We start from the raw sequence: 21130 nt of genomic DNA on the forward strand, positions 1-21130 counted from the left end.
CCTTATCATTTCAGTTCTCCGAAACCGGATGCCTGTTTATTTTTTTGTTACCGGAGCCGGTGCAACTGGTGCTGCAGAAGCCGCTGGTGCTGCTGTTGGTTTTTTGATGTCGTTCAATTCCACTTCAAACACCAACGGTGAGAATGGACTGATACCACCCTGAGGCATACCGCCTTCGCCATAAGCAAGCACAGAAGGGATGATCAGGGTAATTTTTCCGCCTTTACCAATCAGTTTCAAACCCTCGTCAAATCCTGGGATTGCTCTGCCTAAAGTAATTGGACGAGGACCATAAGTTGCCATAGGGTTGTGTTTACCTGATTCTTTAGCTACTTTCTCATCGCTGGTATCAAAGACATTTTCTTTACCGTCAGATTTTTTAGTAGTCAGTTTACCAGTATAATTCACCATCATGGTATCACCCAATACTGGTTTCTGAGCATCACCTGGTTTGCTGATGATGTACTGCAGGCCAGAAGCTGTAGTGGTAGTTTTCAGGTTATTATCAGCAATGTATTTGCTGATTTTTCCTGCTTCTGCACCTTTCAGACGCTCCACATTTGCTTTGTAATCTTTTTCAAAAAAGTCTCTTGCTTTTTTCTGGAAGGTAGAATCCGCCTCACCTTTTTCCTTGGCAAGTACTTTCTCCACTTTAATGGTGAAAACAAGGAATTTATCTTTAGAACCTGCTGGTTTAGGCTGACCTGAATATTTTGCAACAGTGTCCAGATCTAGTTTGAAAGTTGCACTGTCACCTTCTCCGAACAAAGTCAATACATCATTCATATCACCTGCATATACTTTTTTAGCGACAGGAAACACTTGTGGTGCTTCCATATCCCAGGTATTGAACATCACCGAATCTTTATCACTTTTCTGTATAAAGTTCAGTTTAATGATGTCTCCTTCTTTAATTTTTTCTTTTCCACCATCTTTGTGAATGATGTAAGACAGGCCACCCGGACCTTTTTTGTAGTTGTTACAAGCAGCCAATCCAAGTGTAGCTGCGAAAAGAATTACTATACCTTTCTTCATGTGGTTTGTTAATTTTTTATCGTTTTATATTTATTTTTAATCTTTATCTGTCACCGGGAAATCCCTTATTGCAACAGCTGGGTTTTATATTCAGTCAATAGTTGTTTAAATGTGGCTACCGTATCCTCCAGGTTCTGTTCGGAGTATCCACCGGCCGCATTTCTATGTCCGCCACCGTTAAAATACTTTTTGCAAATTTCATTTGCGGGAAAGTCGCCGGTGGAGCGCAAAGATAATTTAACTTTATCAGTTCTCTCAATAATAAATGCAGCCAATTTTATCCCGTTAACAGACAGCGCATAATTCACAATTCCCTCGGTATCACCTGTCTGTATATTAAAACGCCTTAATTCGTCCTGAGTAACGGTAATAATCGCCGTTCTCGACTCTCTCAAGATTTCCAGTTTATCGCTTAAACAATGTCCCAGAAAACGCAAACGGTTTTCTGTGGCATTATCGTATACCAGCTGGTGAATTCTCCAGTGTTCAGCACCGAAATCAATCAGGTCGGCCGCAATTCTATACACGGTGGCATCAGCAGAAGGAAACCGGAACGAACCTGAATCGGTCATGATACCGGTATATAAACAGGTGGCAATGTCCTTGTTCATGAAGCTGCCATCTTTCAGTACGTTGACAATAAAATCGTACACCAGCTGCGCAGCAGCACAGGCATTGATGCTCCAATGTCTGTAATCATCAAAATCTTCGGGTTCCAGGTGGTGGTCAATCATCAGCTTGTAGGCGGCTGAAGCCCTCACCAGCTCGCCCAGTTCATTGATGCGGCTAAGGGTATTGAAGTCAAGACAAAAGATCATCGAAGCCTCTGCGACCAGTTTTGCCGCCTCTTCCTGTGCCTCTGTAAAAATGATGACATCAGAATTGTTGGGCATCCAATGCAAAAAGTAAGGATAGTCGGTAGGCGTGATCACTTTCACGTGATGTCCCTTCTGGATCAGGTAAGCATATAGCCCCAAAGAAGAACCCATTGCATCGCCGTCTGGCTTATGATGCGTTGTAATGACAATTTTCTGTGGCGTAGCCAGCAATGATTTTATTTCTGAAACAGATAGCATAATTTTCGGTGCAAAGCTAATGATTAAATTAATTGAAGCCTATTATATTTCGAGCTTTAATATTAGGAGTATAAAACGTAATTTTGCAAAAAAAATTGAATTACGATGAGTACAAACAGAACATTTACAATGATCAAGCCAGATGCCGTAGCAAACGGACACATCGGCGCTATCATCAACGACATCACTGCTGCTGGTTTCAAAATCATTGCATTAAAATATACTAAACTAACTGACGAGACTGCTGGCCAGTTCTATGCAGTACACAAAGAACGTCCTTTCTACGCCGACCTTGTCAGCTTCATGTCTTCAGGACCTATCGTCGCTGCGATTCTTGAAAAAGACAATGCTATTGAAGATTTCAGAAAACTGATCGGTGCAACTAACCCTGCGGAAGCTGCTGAAGGTACCATCCGTAACAAATACGCAAAATCTATTGATGCAAATGCGGTTCACGGTTCTGACTCTGACGAGAACGCACAAATTGAAGGAGATTTCTTCTTTACTGCTGCTGAACGTTTCTAATCAGTCCCGACTTAAAAATATATAAAATAAGCACCCCAAACAGAGGTGCTTATTTTTTTTAAAGATACTTTGTACCTTTCCACCAAAATGAACACCATGAAACGAATACTCATTACCCTGTTATTGCCTTGCTGCACTTTTGCTGCACTCGCGCAATCTACAGCAAAGAAAACCACAACAGTAAAAAAAACAACCACCACAAAAAAACCAGTTACAACAGTAAAACCAGCTGTCAGCCCGGCTGCGTTTAAAAACACCATGGACTCCGCCAGTTACGCATTTGGAAACAGCATGGCAGGAAGCCTTAAAAACAGCGGACTGACCACCTTGAACTACGATCTTTTAATTAAGGGGATCAAGGATGCCTTCGCTGGAAAACCGGCATTGATCAAAGAGGATGCGGCACAGGCGGCGATAGGAAACATCTTTCGTGAACAAAGCAAGCTGAAATATTCAGCCACCATCAACGAGGGAAAAACTTTTCTGGAGAACAACAAAAAACAACCAGGGGTACAAGTGACGGCCAGCGGCCTGCAATATCTGGTGCTCACTCCAGGAAATGGTATTAAACCGAAAGCTACAGATACCGTTCTGGCACACTATAAAGGTACCTTACTGAATGGCAAACAGTTCGATAGCTCGTACGATCGAAATGAACCGCTGTCCCTTCCTTTGAACAGGGTAATTTCCGGCTGGACTGAAGGTATGCAGCTGATGAATGCAGGTTCAAAATACAGGTTCTTCATTCCCTACCAACTTGCCTACGGTGAACGTGGTGCCGGCGCAGACATCCCACCGTACAGCACTCTGATATTTGAAGTAGAGCTGCTGAAAGTAAATGGAAAATAGGGCTGCAAAACTATTATGATCAATGTTTGTTACTTAACCTAAACATACAGATCATGATAAAAAGACATCTTCCGCTCGCACTAATAGCACTGCTAACCACTACCCTCGCCAGCTGCGACCTCATAGAGGGCATTTTCAAAGCTGGTGTGTGGACCGGTATCATCATTGTTGTACTGGTACTTGCATTGATCATATGGTTGATCAGCAAAATTTTCGGTGGCAGAAGCTAAGCCAGATGATACAGGAATTAAAGAAAGACAATCTCTTTGACAACTTCAGAGCCGGCACGTTCATTCAATTTCTGGATGATGCCGGTTCTGACCATTAACAACTCGTTTTTGATCACCGCCGACTCCAGCCTCACAAAGAGCTTTCCCTGGGAAATGTAAATCTGTGTGGTCCTGTTGGCTATTGCTTTCCCCATTAGTTCCGGCCACAGCAAAATGATGGAAGTTTCGTCAAACTTCCCCTTCAGCTTATAGGTATTCAGTAATTTACCGATACCTTCTTTTAATGTGATGTCGTTTGGTTTACGCATGTTGTATTGATCCGTTAACTACCTCAAACAACGTGATGGGCACCTGAATTTTCTGAAATACCGCCATCACCCGCTCTCGGCCAGTGTCTGTAATAAAAATCTGCCCGAAGTCGTCATGAGACACCATCTCCATCAGCTTCTGCATCCTGAACTCATCCAGTTTATCGAAAATATCGTCCAGCAGCAGTAAAGGCTTGAACCCTTTGTACCGCTGAAGGTAAGCATATTGGGCAAGCTTTAACGCAATAAGAAAAGATTTCTGCTGCCCCTGCGAGCCGAACTTTTTCAATGGTGTAGTCCTGATGGTGAAAACCAGCTCATCCTTATGTATCCCTGTGGTCGTACGCTCCAACACCTTATCTTTTTCTATGCTCTGCAATAACAGCTGTTCAAATGAAACGTCTGCCAACTGCGACTGGTACTGAAGGTTCACCTCCTCTTTATCTTCTGTGAGAAAGCGATAGTACTGGTCAAAAAGTGGGATAAACTCCGTCATAAACTGCTGGCGTTTGGCATAGATCTTATTGCCCGAAGCCACCAGCTGGTCGTTGTAGATCTCCAGCAATGAAGGGTCATAACTTCTGGTGATCGACATCTGTTTCAGCAATGCATTTCTGTTCTGCAGGTGGCGGTTATAGAAGATCAGTTCATCCAGGTAACTTCCGTCGGTCTGGGAGATGACATTATCCATAAACTTACGGCGTTCCTCACTCCCCTCCATGATCAGGTTGGTATCATAAGGAGAAATCATGACCAATGGAAAAAGACCAATATGACTGGCCAGCTTATCATATTCTTTTTTATTTCTTTTGAACTGTTTTTTCTGGTTCCGTTTTACGCCACAGGTAATTTTCTCATTCTTTTCCTTCCGGTCAAAATCACCCTGGATCAGGAATAGGTCCTCCGCAGTTTTGATCTGCTGACTGTCAATAGGGTTAAAATAGCCCTTACACAAACACAGGTAATGTATGGCGTCCAGCAAATTCGTTTTGCCGGCACCATTGTTCCCTACAAAGGCATTCACCGTTTTTGAGAAACTGATGTTTGCATCTGAATAATTTTTAAAATTGAGTAGTGTAATGTTTTTTAGCCACATAACTATTATCCCACAAAGTTACCGTTTCGCATTGTGAATTGGGTGGGGCGCTGCCCGATTTATTTCATTCTGAAAAGACTGTTGTTTTCGGGAGTAACACCCTTCAACACTAGAATATTCATCATCAGGCAGTTCTGATTCGGCTATCACCATAGATTTTTACTTTAAAATCCTAAAAAAGGTTGATACTTTGATGTAAAAATGTATTTTTGCAATCCTTAATTTTTTTAAATAAAATGTCGACAACAGAAAAAGAAGAAATCATCCACCCGGTAAGAAAGGGTTCCTTTTTGGAAGAAAATTCAAAAAGCCTTTTATTCATTGGAGTTGCAATCGTTGCCTTAATTGGAATTTACTTCTGGTACCAAAATGTATATTTAAAGAACAGAGCATTAGAAGCTTCAGCGAAAATGTACAGAGCAGAACAATTTCTGACCGCTGATTCTCTGGCCAATAAAGCCATCAATGGCGATGGTGGATACCCCGGTTTAGAGAAAATTGCCGAAGAGTATGACAACACCAAATCAGCGAACCTTGCCAACCTTTATCTTGGTGGCATCTACCTGCGCAAAGGTGATTACAGAAAAGCTGTTGATGCATTGGGTAAGTATTCTGAAACAGGAAGCCCTGTTGCAGATCCCCTGGCGCTTGGTCTTCTTGGTGATGCCTACAGCGAATTGAAAGATTTCAAACAGGCTGCTACCTATTACAAAAAAGCAGCTGATAAGTCCAGCAATAAATTCACTTCTCCACTGTTCCTGAAGAAACTGGGACTGGTTTATGAAAATCTTAAAGACTACAAGTCTGCAGAAGAAGCTTATACAAAGATCAAAACGCAATATCCTGAAAGCCAGGAAGGCACAATGATTGACGAATATATTGCCCGTGCAAATGCACAGGTAAAATAAGTACCAAAAAAATATTATGACAAAGGTTAGCATCACTGCTAGCCTTTTTTTATACCCTTTACCTATATTTGCAGCATGGCAACACAATTAAAAAACCTTTCCGACTTTTCTCATACCACTGTTCCTAATGGCGCTGGTTATAAAATCGCTATCGCCGTAGCCGAGTGGAATGCAGAAATCACAGGAGCACTATATAACGGCGCATTGGAAACCTTACTAAAACATGGCGTTGCTGCCGAAAATATTCTCTCCATTGCGGTTCCAGGAAGTTTTGAGCTGACCTCCGCCGCCGACATCCTTTTGCAGAAACATCAGGAGCTTGATGCCGTCATATGCCTCGGATGCGTCATTCAGGGAGACACCAAACATTTTGACTTCATCTGCGACGCCGTAGCGAACGGCATCACACAGGTAAGCGTGAAACACAGTAAACCCGTTATTTTTGGGGTACTGACCACGAACGACCTTCAGCAAGCCATCGACCGTGCAGGTGGTAAACATGGGAATAAAGGGGATGAAGCCGCAATTACCGCTTTGAAAATGGCGGAACTTACTGCAACTACCTAACAATGTTTGCATTATTTTGTTAAAAGATGTAATTTAGTACGGATAAATCTATTTAAATGAAAAAAGTAGCGATCTTATTACTTGGCGTGTTCTTTGCAATAGCGTTGTTGGAAGCCTGTTCTAACCGCATCTGCCCTGCGTACAGTTCTTATCCTGAAGGCAGAAGAAGAAGATAGGCCCAAAGTCACATTAAAGGAGAATACAGATGCAGTGGAAAATGATTAATGATCCTTCGCAGATCAGCGAAATAAAAAACAAACCGGGTTATAGCCTTATCTTCAAACACAGTACACGCTGCTCCGTCAGCATGATGGCTAAAAGAAGGTTTGAAATGGATTGGGAAGCCATCCCTGAAGACACCTCACTCTATTTTCTGGACCTGATCAGCTATCGTGCGATATCCGCACAAATAGCCGAAACATTCCAGGTGCATCATGAATCGCCTCAAATCCTCCTCATTAAGGATGGCGATTGCATTCTTGATGCCTCCCACAGCGACATCTCTGCGGAGGAAGTCGCTGAAGTCATTAGTAATTAAAAGAAATCGTTTGTTTAATATCCGGGTGGATGCTGTAGGCTACGGGACAAGTCCGCGCAGACCGCTCAATAATCTGCTTCACCTTATCTGAGTAATCATTTGAGGGAAGCTGGAACTCAAGAACGATCTCCGTAACCCTTCTTGGGTTTTCTGCCATGACCTTTGTAATCTCACAGCTCGTTCCATCAATATTGAAGCCGTGTTCATTGGCGGCGATCCCCACAATGGTCAGCATACAGTTCCCCAGAGAGGTGGCCAGTAAATCCGTTGGTGAAAAAGCAGCGCCTTTTCCTTTATTGTCAACAGGAGCGTCCGTAATGATCTCCATACCTGAACGCTCATGCACAGCGGTGGTCCTCAAACCACCATTATAAGTTATTTTTGATGTTGCCATAACAATTCTTTTGATGACACAAGATTCATATAATTTTCGATTCTTACAACATTACAGCATTTCCGTTCTTACAACATTACATCATTCAAACATTTCATCTTTATAACTATTCAAACCTATTGCTTAACTTTGTACCATGATCGCACTTCCGGTTGTTTCAGAAAACCCAGTACAACGTAAACCAGATTGGCTTAGAGTAAAGCTTCCTGTTGGTAAAGAATATGCACAAGTACGCAGTCTTGTCGATACTCATAAACTACACACCATTTGCGAAAGCGGCAATTGTCCGAATATGGGCGAGTGCTGGGGTGCAGGAACAGCAACATTCATGATCCTTGGTAACATCTGCACACGCTCCTGTTCGTTCTGTGCTGTAGCCACGGGCCGCCCGCTGGCCGTAGATACAGATGAACCCAACAGGGTTGCCAATTCAGTGAAACTCATGCAGGTGAAACACTGTGTCATCACTTCTGTAGACAGGGATGACCTTAAAGATGGTGGATCCATCATCTGGGCAGAAACGTTACAAGCCATCAGAAGAGAAAGCCCTGAAACGACACTGGAAACTTTGATCCCTGACTTTCGTGGAATCTGGGATAACCTGTACCGCGTACTGGAAGAACGTCCGGAGGTCATGTCCCACAACGTAGAAACCGTAAGAAGACTTACCAAACAGGTGCGCATACAGGCAAAATACGACCGTAGCCTGGAATGCCTGAAAAGGATTTCTGATTTTGGTCTGCGCACAAAAACAGGGATCATGCTGGGCCTGGGTGAAACTGAAGATGATGTCTTCGAAGCGATGGACGATCTTGTAGCCAATGGTGTTCATATCCTTACCCTGGGACAATACCTGCAGCCAACACGTAACCACCACCCTGTTCTGGACTGGATCCACCCGGACCAGTTCGCCAAATACAAAGAGGTAGGAATGGAAAAGGGCTTTAAGTATGTAGAAAGCGGACCGCTTGTCAGATCATCGTATCATGCTGAAAAACATCTTTTTGACCTGTAAACGCATCGCAATAAAAAACAAATTGTTTGTTGCTGATGTTGTTATAGTTTCTGTATATTAGGCGAACATTGGCAAGAACTAAGAAAATATCACTCTCCGAAGAAGAGCTGGTCCATGCACTTAAAAGGCAGGATACCATCGCTATAAAGGCTTTGTACGACATGTACTCTGCCGCGTTATTTGGCGTAATTTCAAGAATCATCCCGAACACTGAAGTGGCAGAAGACCTGCTGCAGGAAACTTTCATTAAAATATGGAATTCCGGCGCCTATTACGACAGCAGTAAAGGCCGCCTGTTTACCTGGATGATGAACATTGCCAGAAACCTGTCTATCGACAAACTCCGCTCAAAAGATTTTAAAAATTCTAACAAAAACCAAGATATTGAAAATAACGTAGATTTCATTGACGCACAGAGGGAAGTAACTTTTAATGCGGATACATTGGGCTTAAAGGAAATGGTAGTTGCCCTTAAGCCGGAATACAATGATGTATTAAATATGGTTTACTTCAGAGGATATACTCATGCAGAGGCGGCAGAGGAATTAAACTTACCATTGGGTACCGTTAAGACGCGTATCAGAATGGCTATTTTGGAATTAAGAAAGCATTTTAACTAAGTGGAAGAGGAACAAGAATTTATTCAGTCAGGCATACTAGAACTCTATGTTATCGGAGATGTAACCCCTGATGAGAAAAAACTCGTGGAGGAGAGGGCAGTTAAAAATCCGGCAGTGAAGGCTGAAATCTCAGCCATTGAATACGCGATGGAGAAGTATGCATCATTGAATGCTGTTCATCGTGCCGATGAGCTTCAGCTGAAAATTATGGATACCATACTCCCTGAGGATGAAAAATCTACCGTTATCGACCCAACAATAGCGGTTAACCCGACAATGAATACAATTGCAGCAAACCATATGGTAACCGGCATACCGGATCAGTCTGCAAAAATCAAAAAACTATACTTCGCACTGGCCGCCTGTGTGGCACTGCTGATCATTAGCACCGCGGCACTTTATTCAGCACATAATGATCTTGGCAATGCAAAAGAGCAGATCTTTGCGCTCAGCCAGGACAAAGAAAAATATGCGCAGAATGCCAGCTACATGACCCAACAAAATGAAGAGCTTCAGACGATGGCTGACATGCCTTCTGATCCAGATTGGAAAACCATAAAACTGGCGGGTACTAAAATGGACCCTAAGGCTAAAATGGTTGTTTACTGGCACACCTCAGGACAACATGTAATGGTAGACACCAAGAAAATGGGCCTTCCTGCCAATGATGAACTGCACCAATATCAGCTATGGGCATTGGTAAATGGAAAACCTGTAGACCTTGGCGTATTTGATGCGAAAGCAGACAGTGCGCACATTCTTGTGAAAATGAAGGAGATTGCCGGTGCTCAGGCCTTTGCGGTCACGCTTGAAAAACGTGGAGGTGCGATTAACCCCACCATGGAGCAAATGATTGCCATGGGTGCGGTTACGATTTAACAGAGATCATCTTTTTAATGGATTTGGGTACCTGCGCGGCTAACTGCAGTGCATTTACGTTGAACATGCTTTCTGCCAGTTCATCTCCGGCCAGGCCATGGAAATAACAAGCCAGCATTGCGGCATCACGGGCGTCATAACCCTGAGCTACATAAGCGGTGATCAGCCCTGTAAGCACATCACCCATCCCACCCTGCGCCATCGCCGGGTTTCCTGTAGGATTAATGAGCACCTGCCCTTGCGGGTCGATGATGAACGTAAACTCATTCTTCAGCACAATGATAATTTTAAACCGTTTAGCCTCTTTCAGGCCGGTATCGAGACGTGCTTTCCAGCTGGAATGTTCGCCGAATAACCGGTCAAATTCCTTTACATGTGGAGTCAGGATGCTTCCCTCTGGAACCAGTTGCATCAATTCTTCCGAGCCTGCGAGCAACTGAAGGCCGTCAGCATCAATCACCAGGGAACGCTTCAAATCAAGCAACTGCTTCACAATACCCAGCGCATCATCCGACTTGCCCAGTCCGGGTCCAACTGCAATGGCTTTATACTGATCAAATTCCTGCTGTACATGAAAATCTGCCCTGCTGAGGAACATCACCTCCGGAAAGGCTGTGTTCAATGCCGCGAGTCCTGTATCCGGGATACAGGCTGTACTAAGTCCAACTCCTCCGTACATGCAGGCAGCGTTGCTGAGGATTGCAGCGCCCATGGTATTTATTGCCCCGGCAACAATCAGCGCATGTCCATATGTCCCCTTGTGGGTAAAAGGAACCCTGAGCCGGAACGCCGACCTGATGGCTGCGGCAGTCACCAGCTGATAGGGAGAAAAATGTGCTCCCTCAGACTTAGTGAGTCCCTCTGATACTAATTCGGAAGGTTCAGCGGCATTACCATCCGGCAAAAAGGTATTCAGGTAAATTGCCATGATTCATCGTTTTAAAGTCCCATTTCTTTCTTCAAAAACTTCCCGGTCAGGCTATTCGGATGCTGGATCAAGCCCTCCGGAGTACCTTCAAAAAGAATCCGTCCTCCGCCGGCACCACCTTCCTCACCGAGATCAATTACCCAGTCGGCCACCTTAACGACATCCAGGTTGTGCTCAATCACCAGCACTGTATTTCCTTTCTCCACCAACTCATTCAATACCCCCAGCAGTACATTGATGTCTTCAAAATGAAGTCCCGTGGTGGGCTCGTCAAGAATGTAAAATGTTCGTCCTGTATCTTTCTTGGAAAGTTCCGTTGCAAGTTTTACACGCTGGGCCTCACCTCCGGATAAAGTAGTGGACGACTGACCAAGCGTAATGTATCCCAACCCCACATCTTTAAGGGTTTTTATCTTACGGTAAATTACTGGCATGTTCTCAAAGAAATCGCAGGCATCCTCGATGCTCATATCCAGGACATCACTGATCGATTTGCTCTTATACCGGACTTCCAGCGTTTCCCGGTTGTAACGCCGGCCACCGCACTCTTCACACGGTACCTGCACATCCGGAAGGAAATTCATCTCTATGACCTTCATTCCTCCGCCCTGACATGTTTCACACCTGCCACCCTTCACATTAAATGAAAAACGACCTGGTTTATATCCACGGATCTTCGCCTCCGGCAGTTGCACAAATAAATTGCGGATATCCGAAAAGACCCCTGTATAGGTTGATGGGTTGGACCTTGGTGTCCGCCCGATGGGTGCCTGGTCAATTTCAATTACCTTATCAATTTCCTTCAGCCCGTTGATCTTTTCGTAAGGCAGCGGATGTTTCTTGGCCCTGAAAAAATGATGGTTTAAAATCGGGTACAGTGTCTCCGTAATCAGGCTGGACTTTCCGCTACCCGATACACCAGTTACTGCAATAAACTTACCCAGAGGAAAGTCAACAGACACATCTTTCAGGTTATGTCCGCTTGCCTTCAGGATAGACAGCTTGCTCCCCGTACCCTTTCTCCTTTTTTTAGGAATGGCAATTGATTTATTCCCGTTCAGATAAGCCGCAGTAAGTGTACCTGATTTCAGTATCTGATCGGGTGTCCCCTCGGCCACTACCTGACCACCATGCACACCAGCAGCAGGACCTACGTCGATCACATGGTCTGCCTCGAGGATCATGTCTTTATCGTGTTCCACCACCAAGACCGTATTGCCCAGGTCACGCAGATTTTTCAGCGCACCGATCAAACGCTCATTGTCACGCTGATGCAGGCCAATGCTGGGTTCATCAAGAATGTACATGACATTCATCAGCTGCGAGCCAATCTGCGTTGCCAGCCGGATCCGCTGGGCTTCACCTCCCGACAATGTGCGTGCTGTGCGATCCAGCGACAGGTAGTTCAACCCTACATCACTCAAAAAGCCCAGACGGGCACGGATCTCTTTAAAAATTTCCTTTGCTATGGTATTCTGCCTTTCGCTCAGGCGGTCTTCTATATCAACATACCAGCTTTTAAGGCTGCTGATGTCCATCTCGGCCAGCTCAAAGATGTTCTTCCCATCAATCTTAAAATGAAGACTCTCTTTTTTCAGTCTTGCACCATTACAAACAGGACAGGTCTTCAGCTTACGGAAGGACTCCATATCATCAACGGCACCCTCCCCTTTTTTCTCCTGCTGCTCTTCCAGCAGTTTAATGATGCCATCAAATGTAATCTGATAATTTTGTACGTTCCATTTGTTGTACTCCACCGCTACCGACAACAGGTCAGGGGTACCATTCAGAATGATGCCGATGTGCTCTTCACTCAGCTTCTCCAGTGGTGTCGATAAAGAGAAATTGTATTTCTTCGCCAGCGCCTTTAATACCTGGAACATCCAGATGTCCCGGTATTCACCCAATGGTGCAAGCCCACCGTTAATGATGCTCAATTTAGGGTTAGGCATCACGGAATCCTTGTCGATTACAAAAATGTAGCCCAGCCCGTCACAATTTTCACAGGCACCATAAGGAGAATTAAAGGAGAAACTATTGGGTTGTGGCTCGTCATAGGAAATCCCGGTAGTAGGGCACATCAGGAACCTGCTGAAATGAGATACATTGTTTTCTTTATCACTGATCTTTATGATCCCTTTTCCCAGACGCATTGCCGTCTGCAGAGAATCCTGAAGACGCTTCTGATCTTTACGGTCGATAATCAGGCGGTCGACGACAATCTCGATGTCATGAATTTTGTAACGATCAACCTGCATCTTGGCAGTAAGGTCCTGGATTTCCCCATCAATACGGACCTTCACAAAGCCCTGCTTGCGGATCTGCTCAAACAGCTCCCGGTAATGTCCTTTACGGCCCTTTACCACCGGAGCAAGAATGTTTACCGGCAGATCTTCAAATTTATTGTAGATGTTGCTCAGGATCTGGTCCTCACTCATGCGCTCCATCTTCTCCCCCGTATTGTAGGAAAATGCATCTGCAGCACGTGCATAAAGCAAGCGCATAAAATCGTATATCTCCGTGATGGTACCCACGGTGGAACGCGGGTTCTTGCTGGTTGTCTTCTGTTCAATGGCAATCACGGGACTTAAGCCGGAAACCTTGTCTACATCCGGGCGTTCCATTCCCCCCATAAACTGACGGGAGTAAGCACTGAAAGTCTCCATATAACGGCGCTGTCCTTCTGCATAGATGGTATCGAAAGCAAGTGACGACTTGCCGCTGCCACTGAGACCGGTAATAACGACCAGCTTGTTCCTTGGAAAAGAAACATCTATATTTTTAAGGTTATGTACCCTGGCGCCATATACTTCAACATCTTTCTGCTCACCCAGGTCAACGGTATTTTTACTCATATATTTATTAAAAAAATATTGCTGATAGCTAATGTGATTGAGACAGCAAATTCTCAGCCACAAAAATGCTAAAAATTTTATCAAATGAAAAGCTAATGCCCTGTTACCGGATGCAAAAGATACTTACCAGACAATAGTTGTCCCTTCTGCAGTAGGATGCCCTGTACAGACCAGAACCCGCCCTGCAGCAACTTCCTCGTCCGTCAGCACCTCATTGTAGTCCATCACTACAGCGCCGCTGGTGCAGCTGGCAGTACAGGAGCTGCAGATGCCAGCATGACAGCTATATGGCAGGTCGATCTGATTCTCCAGCGCAGCATCCAGGATGCTCTGATGGTAAGGAACCTGCAGGTGGTAGCTGGCGCCCTGATATTGAAGATTTACACCATAAGTATTGGTATCTCTCGGCTTTTTATTGCTGGTATCGTCTTCATCCGCCTCATCCTCAGGCAACACAAAAGTCTCCCGCCGGATCTGACTTTTATCAAAACCCAGGTTAAGTAAGGTAATGCGGCATACATCCATATAATCCACCGGCCCGCAGGTATACAACAAAGCCTCCTCCTTATCGTACATGAGCTCAGTCTTTACAATACGTTCGATCAGCGGACCATTCAACCGCGCCATCAGCAGATTTTGTGATTGACTGATGACATTAATTACTTTCAACCGGTCGGGATGTTCTACCTGCAGCAGTCTGAGCTCCTCATAAAACAAGGTTTCCTCCACAGAACGGCTGCTGTAGACAAGCACAACCCTGGAATCCCGTTCTCGGATCAACGCTGTTTTCAGGATCGAAAAAAGCGGCGTGATACCTATCCCCGCACCAAAAAGAAAAACAGTGCGTTTCAATGAATACTCCGGAACATAATTAAACAATCCATTAGGTTCTACTGCAGTCAGTATTTCTCCAATGGCAGTCTTGTGATGCAGCAATCTGGAAATGGCACCATTCTCTACCCGCTTGATGCCTATGGACATCGGCTCCTCAGCATCCGGAGAACTGTAAAGCGAATAGGAACGACGCAGCTCTTTTCCATTGACCCGAAATACCAGTGTAAGAAATTGGCCTGCTTTGTAGGATGGCCGCGCGCCGTCAAGAGGCTCAAAAGTAATCAGCAGGTTTTCTCCGGGACAGAAGGTCATCCCCGCAATACGTAACTCAAACAATTTCATTTTGCTCAAAATAATCATTTTTCCCTGCAAACAAAAAAGCCGGAATAAATTCCGGCTCTCCCCAATTTGCGTGTCTTTTATCAATATTATTCAGCGGCGCTGGCAGCTTTCTCTGCATTATAAGCCAACAGCTCCTTCGGAGCTTTATAGCCATACTTTGCAGGATGTTCCAGGATCGCTTTCATGGAGATCAGCTTATAAACATAACCCGCTGTTTCGCGGTTCAGCTTCATCTTGAAATAATTGTCCTGATTTTGCCGGTCAATCTGCTTCTGCATGTGGTTGTCGCCAACATTGTAGGCCGCAGCTACGAGCGTCCAGTTGTCGAAAACACAATAAAGTGCCTTGATGTATTTGGCCGCAGCAACGGTCGACTTACGCAGGTTTTTACGCTCATCTACCTTGCTATTTACCTTCAGTCCGAAACTACGTGCTGTTCCAGGCATAAACTGCCAGAAACCGGTCGCTCCTTTTGGAGATACACCCTCCCTCAGGCCTGATTCTACTAAAGGTACATATTTGAAATCCTCGGGAATGCCGTAGGCGGCGAGGATCGGTTCGATCACTGGGAACCATTCTGCTGCTTTTCGATGCAAACGATTGGTTTGAAGGTGACTGTAATTGAATGCAGCAAGAATCTTCTTCATTTTGCGCTCCACCTTGGCGTCGCCCTGCGGGAGGCTTTCTTCTGCGAAATTTAACTGAGCCATCAGAGATACCGGCTCTTCGATTTTTTGTGTTACTGTATCTGTTGTTGTGGTATTCTTTTCTTCTTTTAAAAGACTTTTTGCTGCTTGGGGCATGTTGTAAGCAAACACTTTTGCCATAACCAGTAATGCTAAAATTACCGTACATGTTATTATGTGTTTCTTTATCATTTTCCTCCTTTTTTTGGTTAACAATTTTAAAACGCCTGCAAACATACGGTATATTATGCTAACTATCAAGCTTTTACAAAAAACACACTGAAAATCAACGTTTAAACATGAATAAACAGCGTTTTTTTATTTGGCACTTAAGCCCAAATTATCAGCTGCAGATTCCCCGATTTTTATTAAATTTGCAACCGCATAAATTATGCGGTTATATAGCGTATCATGATTAAAAACAACAACAGGAACAGTCGGGATGACAAGTCCAAACCGGGAAACCGAAGCACAGCTGGTAAGAGCCGCAGTGGAGCAGATAGTGCTTACAAAGGCAAAAGCAGGTTTGAGGATAAAGAGGGGAAAGACAGTAAATCCAGCGGAGATTACAAACCGCGAGAAGATAGAAAAGATTTTAAAAGCAAAGGGCCAAGAGCTGCAGGAAGCGATTTTAGACCACGCACTAGCAGAGATGGCGATTCAAAGGGTTACGCTCCACGCAGCGCTGGTGCTAAAGACTTCAAACCGGGAGCAAGAAAAGAAGGAGAAAACAGAGACTTTAAATCCAGGTCCTTCAGGGACGAGGGAACAAGAGAAACTCCTCAGGGCGAAAAAACACGCAGCTACATCAAAAAAGATCATTTCAGCAAAGGCGATCAACCTTTCAGGAAATTCGACGATAAAAAAGGAAATACTTCCAGAACAACAGACAACAGGCCTTTCAGAAAAAGAGAAGATGACGGTAAGCCAAAAACCGACTTCAAACCTCGTGGCGAACGTGCTGGAGAGCGTGGAGAACGAGGTGGAGAGCGCGACTATCGCAGTGAACAACGTGCGAACCGTACGCCACGTGACGAAAGCAATACCGTTATGCGTTCCAGAAAAAATGTGGCGGTCAAAGATGACGGGCTCATTCGCTTAAACCGGTATATTGCCAACTCCGGCATCTGTTCCCGCCGTAAAGCGGATGAACTGATTGCTGCCGGCGTAGTTTCCGTAAATGGAGAGGTGGTTTCAGAGCTGGGCCACAAAATCGACCCTGCAAAAGACCAGGTACGTTATAATGGGGAACTCCTGAAACGCGAAAAGAAAGTATACGTATTGTTAAATAAACCAAAAGACTACATCACCACCACCGACGATCCTCAGGAGCGCCGCACGGTGATGCAACTCGTTGAAAAAGCAAGCAGGGAACGTATCTATCCTGTAGGACGCCTGGATCGCAATACGACTGGTCTCCTGCTCATGACCAACGACGGCGAACTTGCAGATAAACTTTCACATCCTAAAAATGGCATCACCAAAATCTACCATGTAGAGTTGAGCAGAAGCCTTAGCCAGGGTGACCTGAACAAGATCCAGTTCGGTCTGGAGCTTGAGGATGGCATCATCAAGCCGGACAGCGTTTCTTACGTTGCCGGAGGCAGCAAACGTGAGGTCGGCATCCAGATCCACAGCGGTAAAAACAGGATCGTAAGAAGGATCTTTGAACACCTTGGCTATGACGTGGTAAAACTAGACCGTGTAGTATACGGTAACCTCACCAAAAAAGACCTTCCCCGTGGAAGATGGAGATTCCTGGAAGAGCACGAATTAATTCAGATCAAACACCTCATCAAATAAATTGTTATATGAGCAGACTCCTCATTTTTTCCATTATCCTTTTGTCTATGCAAAGCTGCACACAAAAAAAAGATTATAATTTAATAGTTGGAACGTATACCAATACGGGGAAAAGTGAGGGGATTTATGTTTACGATTTTAATACTGCAACAGCAGACTTTAAGGTTAAGCACGTAGAGAAAAACGTGCTTAACCCTAGTTACCTCGCACTGGGTGCAGAAGATAAAACCATCTACGCCGTAAATGAAGCCGCAGAAAACAGTTCTGCCAGCGCTTTCAGCTTCGATGCATCTACAGGCAAACTGGCCTTCCTGAATAAACAGCCTACAGATGGAGCCGATCCATGTTACATCATCGCCGACAAAGACAATGTATTGACGGCCAACTACTCCGGTGGAAGCATCTCCGTATTCGGCATCGAAAAAAACGGAAGTTTATCCAGCCTGAAGCAACTGATCAAACACAGCGGAAAAAGCATAGATACTGCCCGCCAAAAAGGGCCTCACGTTCACATGGTACAATTCACTCCGGATCATCAGCACGTGGTAGTAGATGATCTTGGTACTGATAAAGTTTACCTCTACCAATACAACAGTACTGGCGGCAGCCAAACGCTTACTGCATCCGACAGTGTCAACATCACCCCTGGTGCAGGACCAAGACATATTGTTTTCAGCAATGACAGCAAACACGCTTACCTGGTACATGAAATGGACGGTGGTATTACGGTTTTCAGCTATGAAAGCAATAAACTGCAGGAGATCCAGAAAGCTAAAATGACGGAAGAAGGATTTAATGGTGAAAACGGCGGCGCTGATATTCACATCTCTCCGGACGGAAAATTCCTTTACGCCAGCAACAGAGGTTCTGAAAACAAAATTACCATCTTCGCCATCGGCACCGACGGCAAATTAACCGTAAAAGGATATCAAAGCACTTTAGGTAAAGGCCCGAGAAACTTTGTCATTGATCCTACAGGAAAATACCTATTGGTTGGCCATCAGTATACCAATGACATCGTCATCTTTGAACGTAACATCGAGACTGGCACCCTAAAAGACACCGGAAAAAGAATTGAGGTCGGCGCACCGGTATGCCTGGTATTTGCTCCCATAAAATAACAACAATCACCTTCTGTAAAAATGGTTTGATCCTGTGAGCGGAACCAATCCACTTTCTCTTTAAACAACCTCCGACTTTAACATCCAGGATTCAGCAACATTCATCTCTGTGTTAAACCGGGATATCACCTTGTTTATGACTTATAATTCCGCACAAAGCATTCCATCATGGATCAATGAACAAAGAAGATGCAATGAGCGATATTACCCGGTATAAATAGTCACAAGGCATAAAACAAATCATTTTCGTATTCTAATCGCTACTTGTTCGGGTTTTGTTCGCTACTCACAAGGGGTTGACAAGGTATTCACAAGGTATTGTCATATCCCGTGTAAGGTATAGGGATATAGGAATACCTATAAAAAGCCTTCAGAAAGTATCTTAAAGTACGAACAGTACCTTGTCAACCCAGGTCCTTTCAACCCAAATTTCTTCAAATGGCCATCTATGCGACAATCTACGTATTCCGATGATCAGAAAAATGAGCTCATCGTTCAGCATAAGGATTACAATAAGAAAAACACAAGCAACGAAACTACCCCCTCAAAAGCAAAACATTAAACATTCAGCGCATAACACACAGAAAAGAAAAGCCTGTGCGTAGTATACATCCCCTGAACTTATCCTCCCTCCCGGCTGGAGAGAGATGGTTAATGCGCAGAAAAAAATATAAACTCCTTTGAAGACATGCAAATGTTTGCCCTTCAGCAAACATTTGAGGATGAAAAGGAGTTTATATTTTTTTCAATACAAGAACTATCGAACGGAAAAATTATACTGCTTTATGCTGCTCCTCAATCACTTTCGTATAATAAGCAACATAATCAGGGAGAATTTTCTTCAGGTCAAACTCCTGTGCGCGCAGAAAAGCATTTTCTTTAAACTGGTTCAGCACCTCGTCGCTTTCCAGGATCTTGATCCCTTTCGCCGCCATATCATCCACATCCCCTACATTACTCATATAACCGCAGAAACCGTCGACATTCAATTCCGGCAAACCTCCCGCATTGGTGGTAATGATCGGCACTTTGCAAGCCATTGCTTCCAATGCTGCGAGGCCGAAGCTTTCCGATTGAGAAGGCATCAGGAATAAATCTGACACCGATAAGATCTCTTCAATCGCATCCTGTTTACCAAGGAAACGCACATGGTCGCAGATGTCCAGCGAGCGGCACAGCTGCTCGTCATAGGCACGTTCCGGACCATCACCTACCATCAGCAGTTTGGAAGGGATTACCCTCTGGATTTTCTCAAAAGTACGGATGACGTCCGATGTATTTTTAACCTTCCTGAAGTTGGAAGTATGGATCAGGATGCGTTCATTATTTGGTGCAATCGCTTTCTTGAAATGGTCTTTAGGCTTCAGGCTAAAGCGCGTGAAGTCGATGAAGTTGGGGATTACCTTAATTTCATTTGTAATCTCAAAATGATTCTCCGTATCTTCTTTCAGACTTTGGGAAACTGTGGTCACACCGTCAGACTTATTAATGGAAAAGGTCACCACCGGCTTATAGGTCGGATCTTTACCAACCAGGGTGATGTCTGTCCCGTGCAGGGTAGTAACAAACGGTATGTAGATGCCAAAGGTTTCGAGGATCTGCTTGGCCATAAAGGCTGCGGATGCATGAGGGATGGCATAATGGACATGTAAAATATCAAGACCTTCAAAACGGACCACATCTACCAGCTTGCTGGCCAATGCAGACTCATAAGGCGCGTAGTCAAACAGGGGATAATCCCTGACCGATACCTCGTGATAGAAAAGATTTTCAGAGAAGAAGTCGAGACGGGCCGGCTGACTGTAAGTTATAAAGTGGACCTGATGGCCCTCATCGGCGAGTGCTTTCCCTAATTCGGTAGCCACAACGCCACTACCTCCAAAGGTCGGGTAACAAACAATACCTATTTTCATTCTAGCGAATTTGTTTTTGTTTTATCGCGCAAAGTACATCACTAAAAATGAGCTTTGTGTTAAACAAATGCAATTATTTAAGATTTCATTTGTTCACGGATCACCAGGTACATTTCATTAGGCCTTTGCGTACCAATATAGTAATGAAAACCGTCCCTGTCTGTCAGCACCACAGCATCCTTGCCTGAAGAGTAAAACCTTACGCTACCCTTCCTGTGCAAATTATATACCGGATTATTAAACAGATAGTTGCTATATACATCTTTACGTACAGCCACAATCGTGTTCAGATCAATCACCACTTTTCTGGCCGACCACAACCCGTCGATGATAATGCGTTTCTGATCAATTACCGTCTTATACTGGATCATAAAGAGCAGGATGATGGAAACGCCGATAATACCGAAGCCGACAATCAGGAACAGATCCTGAGTCCTGTCGCGGTCACGTTCATACACATAAGCAGCAAAACAAAATGCCGCCATCACCAGCCGGATGCAGATTCTGATGTAATCACGTCCGATATATTGTTTTTCCAGATAAGCGTAGCGGTTTCCCATTGATGTAATTTTAAATAAAGTTACTTGTTTTTATTGGTTTCAAGGCCT

General features: G+C 44.4%; 22 protein-coding genes. 11 read left to right on the forward strand and 11 right to left on the reverse strand.

Translation table 11 applies throughout. The features are described 5' to 3' along the window. Positions 1-36: 36 nt before the first annotated feature. Both PBAL39_RS21945 and PBAL39_RS21950 read right to left on the reverse strand, forming a co-directional pair. Positions 37-1035: an FKBP-type peptidyl-prolyl cis-trans isomerase gene (locus PBAL39_RS21945; RefSeq protein ID WP_008245775.1), complete on the reverse strand. Its 999-nt coding sequence runs from the start codon at positions 1033-1035 to the stop codon at positions 37-39. Positions 1036-1100: 65 nt separating this feature from the next. Continuing rightward, positions 1101-2111, reverse strand: coding sequence for a bifunctional oligoribonuclease/PAP phosphatase NrnA (locus PBAL39_RS21950; protein WP_008245777.1), 1011 nt, complete (start codon positions 2109-2111; stop codon positions 1101-1103). 105 nt (positions 2112-2216) lie between these two features. On the opposite strand from PBAL39_RS21950, the gene PBAL39_RS21955 reads away from it, so the two are divergent. The 3 genes from PBAL39_RS21955 to PBAL39_RS25645 all read left to right on the forward strand — a co-directional run bounded on the left by PBAL39_RS21955 (position 2217) and on the right by PBAL39_RS25645 (position 3715). Next, entirely contained in the window at positions 2217-2636 is a 420-nt protein-coding gene (locus PBAL39_RS21955) for a nucleoside-diphosphate kinase (protein ID WP_008245778.1), read from the forward strand. Between the two features lie 96 nt (positions 2637-2732). Further along, positions 2733-3485: an FKBP-type peptidyl-prolyl cis-trans isomerase gene (locus PBAL39_RS21965; protein ID WP_083801805.1), complete on the forward strand. Its 753-nt coding sequence runs from the start codon at positions 2733-2735 to the stop codon at positions 3483-3485. A gap of 53 nt (positions 3486-3538) precedes the next feature. Beyond that, positions 3539-3715, forward strand: coding sequence for a hypothetical protein (locus tag PBAL39_RS25645; RefSeq protein ID WP_008245785.1), 177 nt, complete (start codon positions 3539-3541; stop codon positions 3713-3715). 17 nt (positions 3716-3732) lie between these two features. On the opposite strand, the gene PBAL39_RS21970 is transcribed toward PBAL39_RS25645, so the two are convergent. Together PBAL39_RS21970 and PBAL39_RS21975 are read right to left on the reverse strand one after the other, a co-directional pair. Then, a complete protein-coding gene (locus PBAL39_RS21970; protein WP_008245787.1) occupies positions 3733-4023 on the reverse strand; it encodes a DUF721 domain-containing protein in 291 nt (96 codons plus the stop codon). Beyond that, positions 4016-5119 (reverse strand): DNA replication/repair protein RecF, encoded by a 1104-nt coding sequence (locus PBAL39_RS21975; RefSeq protein WP_008245788.1) that lies wholly within the window; start codon positions 5117-5119, stop codon positions 4016-4018. The genes PBAL39_RS21970 and PBAL39_RS21975 overlap by 8 nt, the downstream gene beginning before the upstream one ends. A 236-nt stretch (positions 5120-5355) precedes the next feature. Here PBAL39_RS21975 and PBAL39_RS21980 point away from each other — a divergent pair, with 236 nt between their 5' ends. The 3 genes from PBAL39_RS21980 (at position 5356) to ytxJ (ending at position 7132) form a co-directional block, all read left to right on the forward strand. After that, positions 5356-6027, forward strand: coding sequence for a tetratricopeptide repeat protein (locus tag PBAL39_RS21980; RefSeq protein WP_008245790.1), 672 nt, complete (start codon positions 5356-5358; stop codon positions 6025-6027). A 75-nt stretch (positions 6028-6102) separates the two neighbouring features. Beyond that, entirely contained in the window at positions 6103-6594 is a 492-nt protein-coding gene (ribH, locus tag PBAL39_RS21985; protein WP_008245793.1) for a 6,7-dimethyl-8-ribityllumazine synthase, read from the forward strand. A gap of 205 nt (positions 6595-6799) precedes the next feature. Continuing rightward, positions 6800-7132 carry a bacillithiol system redox-active protein YtxJ gene (gene ytxJ / locus PBAL39_RS21990; RefSeq protein WP_008245795.1) on the forward strand — a complete coding sequence of 111 codons (333 nt, stop codon included), beginning with the start codon at positions 6800-6802 and terminating at the stop codon, positions 7130-7132. Here ytxJ and PBAL39_RS21995 read toward each other — a convergent pair. After that, positions 7122-7526, reverse strand: coding sequence for an OsmC family protein (locus PBAL39_RS21995; protein ID WP_008245797.1), 405 nt, complete (start codon positions 7524-7526; stop codon positions 7122-7124). The genes ytxJ and PBAL39_RS21995 overlap by 11 nt on opposite strands. Positions 7527-7662: 136 nt before the next feature. On the opposite strand from PBAL39_RS21995, the gene lipA reads away from it, so the two are divergent. The 3 genes from lipA to PBAL39_RS22010 all read left to right on the forward strand — a co-directional run bounded on the left by lipA (position 7663) and on the right by PBAL39_RS22010 (position 10040). Beyond that, positions 7663-8541 carry a lipoyl synthase gene (lipA, locus tag PBAL39_RS22000; protein ID WP_039867434.1) on the forward strand — a complete coding sequence of 293 codons (879 nt, stop codon included), beginning with the start codon at positions 7663-7665 and terminating at the stop codon, positions 8539-8541. Positions 8542-8609: 68 nt separating this feature from the next. Beyond that, positions 8610-9161, forward strand: coding sequence for an RNA polymerase sigma factor (locus PBAL39_RS22005; protein WP_008245802.1), 552 nt, complete (start codon positions 8610-8612; stop codon positions 9159-9161). Next, the gene (locus tag PBAL39_RS22010; protein WP_008245804.1) at positions 9162-10040 is read left to right on the forward strand and encodes an anti-sigma factor domain-containing protein; all 879 of its coding nucleotides are present in this window, start codon (positions 9162-9164) and stop codon (positions 10038-10040) included. On the opposite strand, the gene PBAL39_RS22015 is transcribed toward PBAL39_RS22010, so the two are convergent. The 4 genes from PBAL39_RS22015 to PBAL39_RS22030 form a co-directional block, all read right to left on the reverse strand. After that, positions 10030-10968 (reverse strand): NAD(P)H-hydrate dehydratase, encoded by a 939-nt coding sequence (locus PBAL39_RS22015; protein ID WP_008245807.1) that lies wholly within the window; start codon positions 10966-10968, stop codon positions 10030-10032. The two genes, PBAL39_RS22010 and PBAL39_RS22015, sit on opposite strands and share 11 nt — an antisense overlap. An 11-nt stretch (positions 10969-10979) precedes the next feature. Then, complete coding sequence (uvrA, locus tag PBAL39_RS22020; RefSeq protein ID WP_008245808.1) at positions 10980-13823, reverse strand: excinuclease ABC subunit UvrA; 2844 nt, start codon at positions 13821-13823, stop codon at positions 10980-10982. A 123-nt stretch (positions 13824-13946) separates the two neighbouring features. After that, positions 13947-15017 (reverse strand): 2Fe-2S iron-sulfur cluster-binding protein, encoded by a 1071-nt coding sequence (locus PBAL39_RS22025; protein ID WP_008245810.1) that lies wholly within the window; start codon positions 15015-15017, stop codon positions 13947-13949. A gap of 68 nt (positions 15018-15085) precedes the next feature. Continuing rightward, entirely contained in the window at positions 15086-15826 is a 741-nt protein-coding gene (locus PBAL39_RS22030; RefSeq protein WP_232282998.1) for a lytic transglycosylase domain-containing protein, read from the reverse strand. Positions 15827-16096: 270 nt separating this feature from the next. Here PBAL39_RS22030 and PBAL39_RS22035 point away from each other — a divergent pair, with 270 nt between their 5' ends. Then, positions 16097-17488, forward strand: coding sequence for a pseudouridine synthase (locus PBAL39_RS22035; RefSeq protein WP_008245814.1), 1392 nt, complete (start codon positions 16097-16099; stop codon positions 17486-17488). Positions 17489-17496: 8 nt separating this feature from the next. Further along, a complete protein-coding gene (locus PBAL39_RS22040; protein WP_008245816.1) occupies positions 17497-18609 on the forward strand; it encodes a lactonase family protein in 1113 nt (370 codons plus the stop codon). Between the two features lie 773 nt (positions 18610-19382). Here PBAL39_RS22040 and bshA read toward each other — a convergent pair. Continuing rightward, positions 19383-20522 carry an N-acetyl-alpha-D-glucosaminyl L-malate synthase BshA gene (gene bshA, locus PBAL39_RS22045; RefSeq protein ID WP_008245820.1) on the reverse strand — a complete coding sequence of 380 codons (1140 nt, stop codon included), beginning with the start codon at positions 20520-20522 and terminating at the stop codon, positions 19383-19385. A 77-nt stretch (positions 20523-20599) separates the two neighbouring features. Next, entirely contained in the window at positions 20600-21082 is a 483-nt protein-coding gene (locus PBAL39_RS22050) for a hypothetical protein (RefSeq protein WP_008245821.1), read from the reverse strand. Positions 21083-21130 lie beyond the last annotated feature (48 nt).

The sequence above is a fragment of the Pedobacter sp. BAL39 genome (genome assembly GCF_000170795.1).
Lineage (GTDB): Bacteria > Bacteroidota > Bacteroidia > Sphingobacteriales > Sphingobacteriaceae > Pedobacter.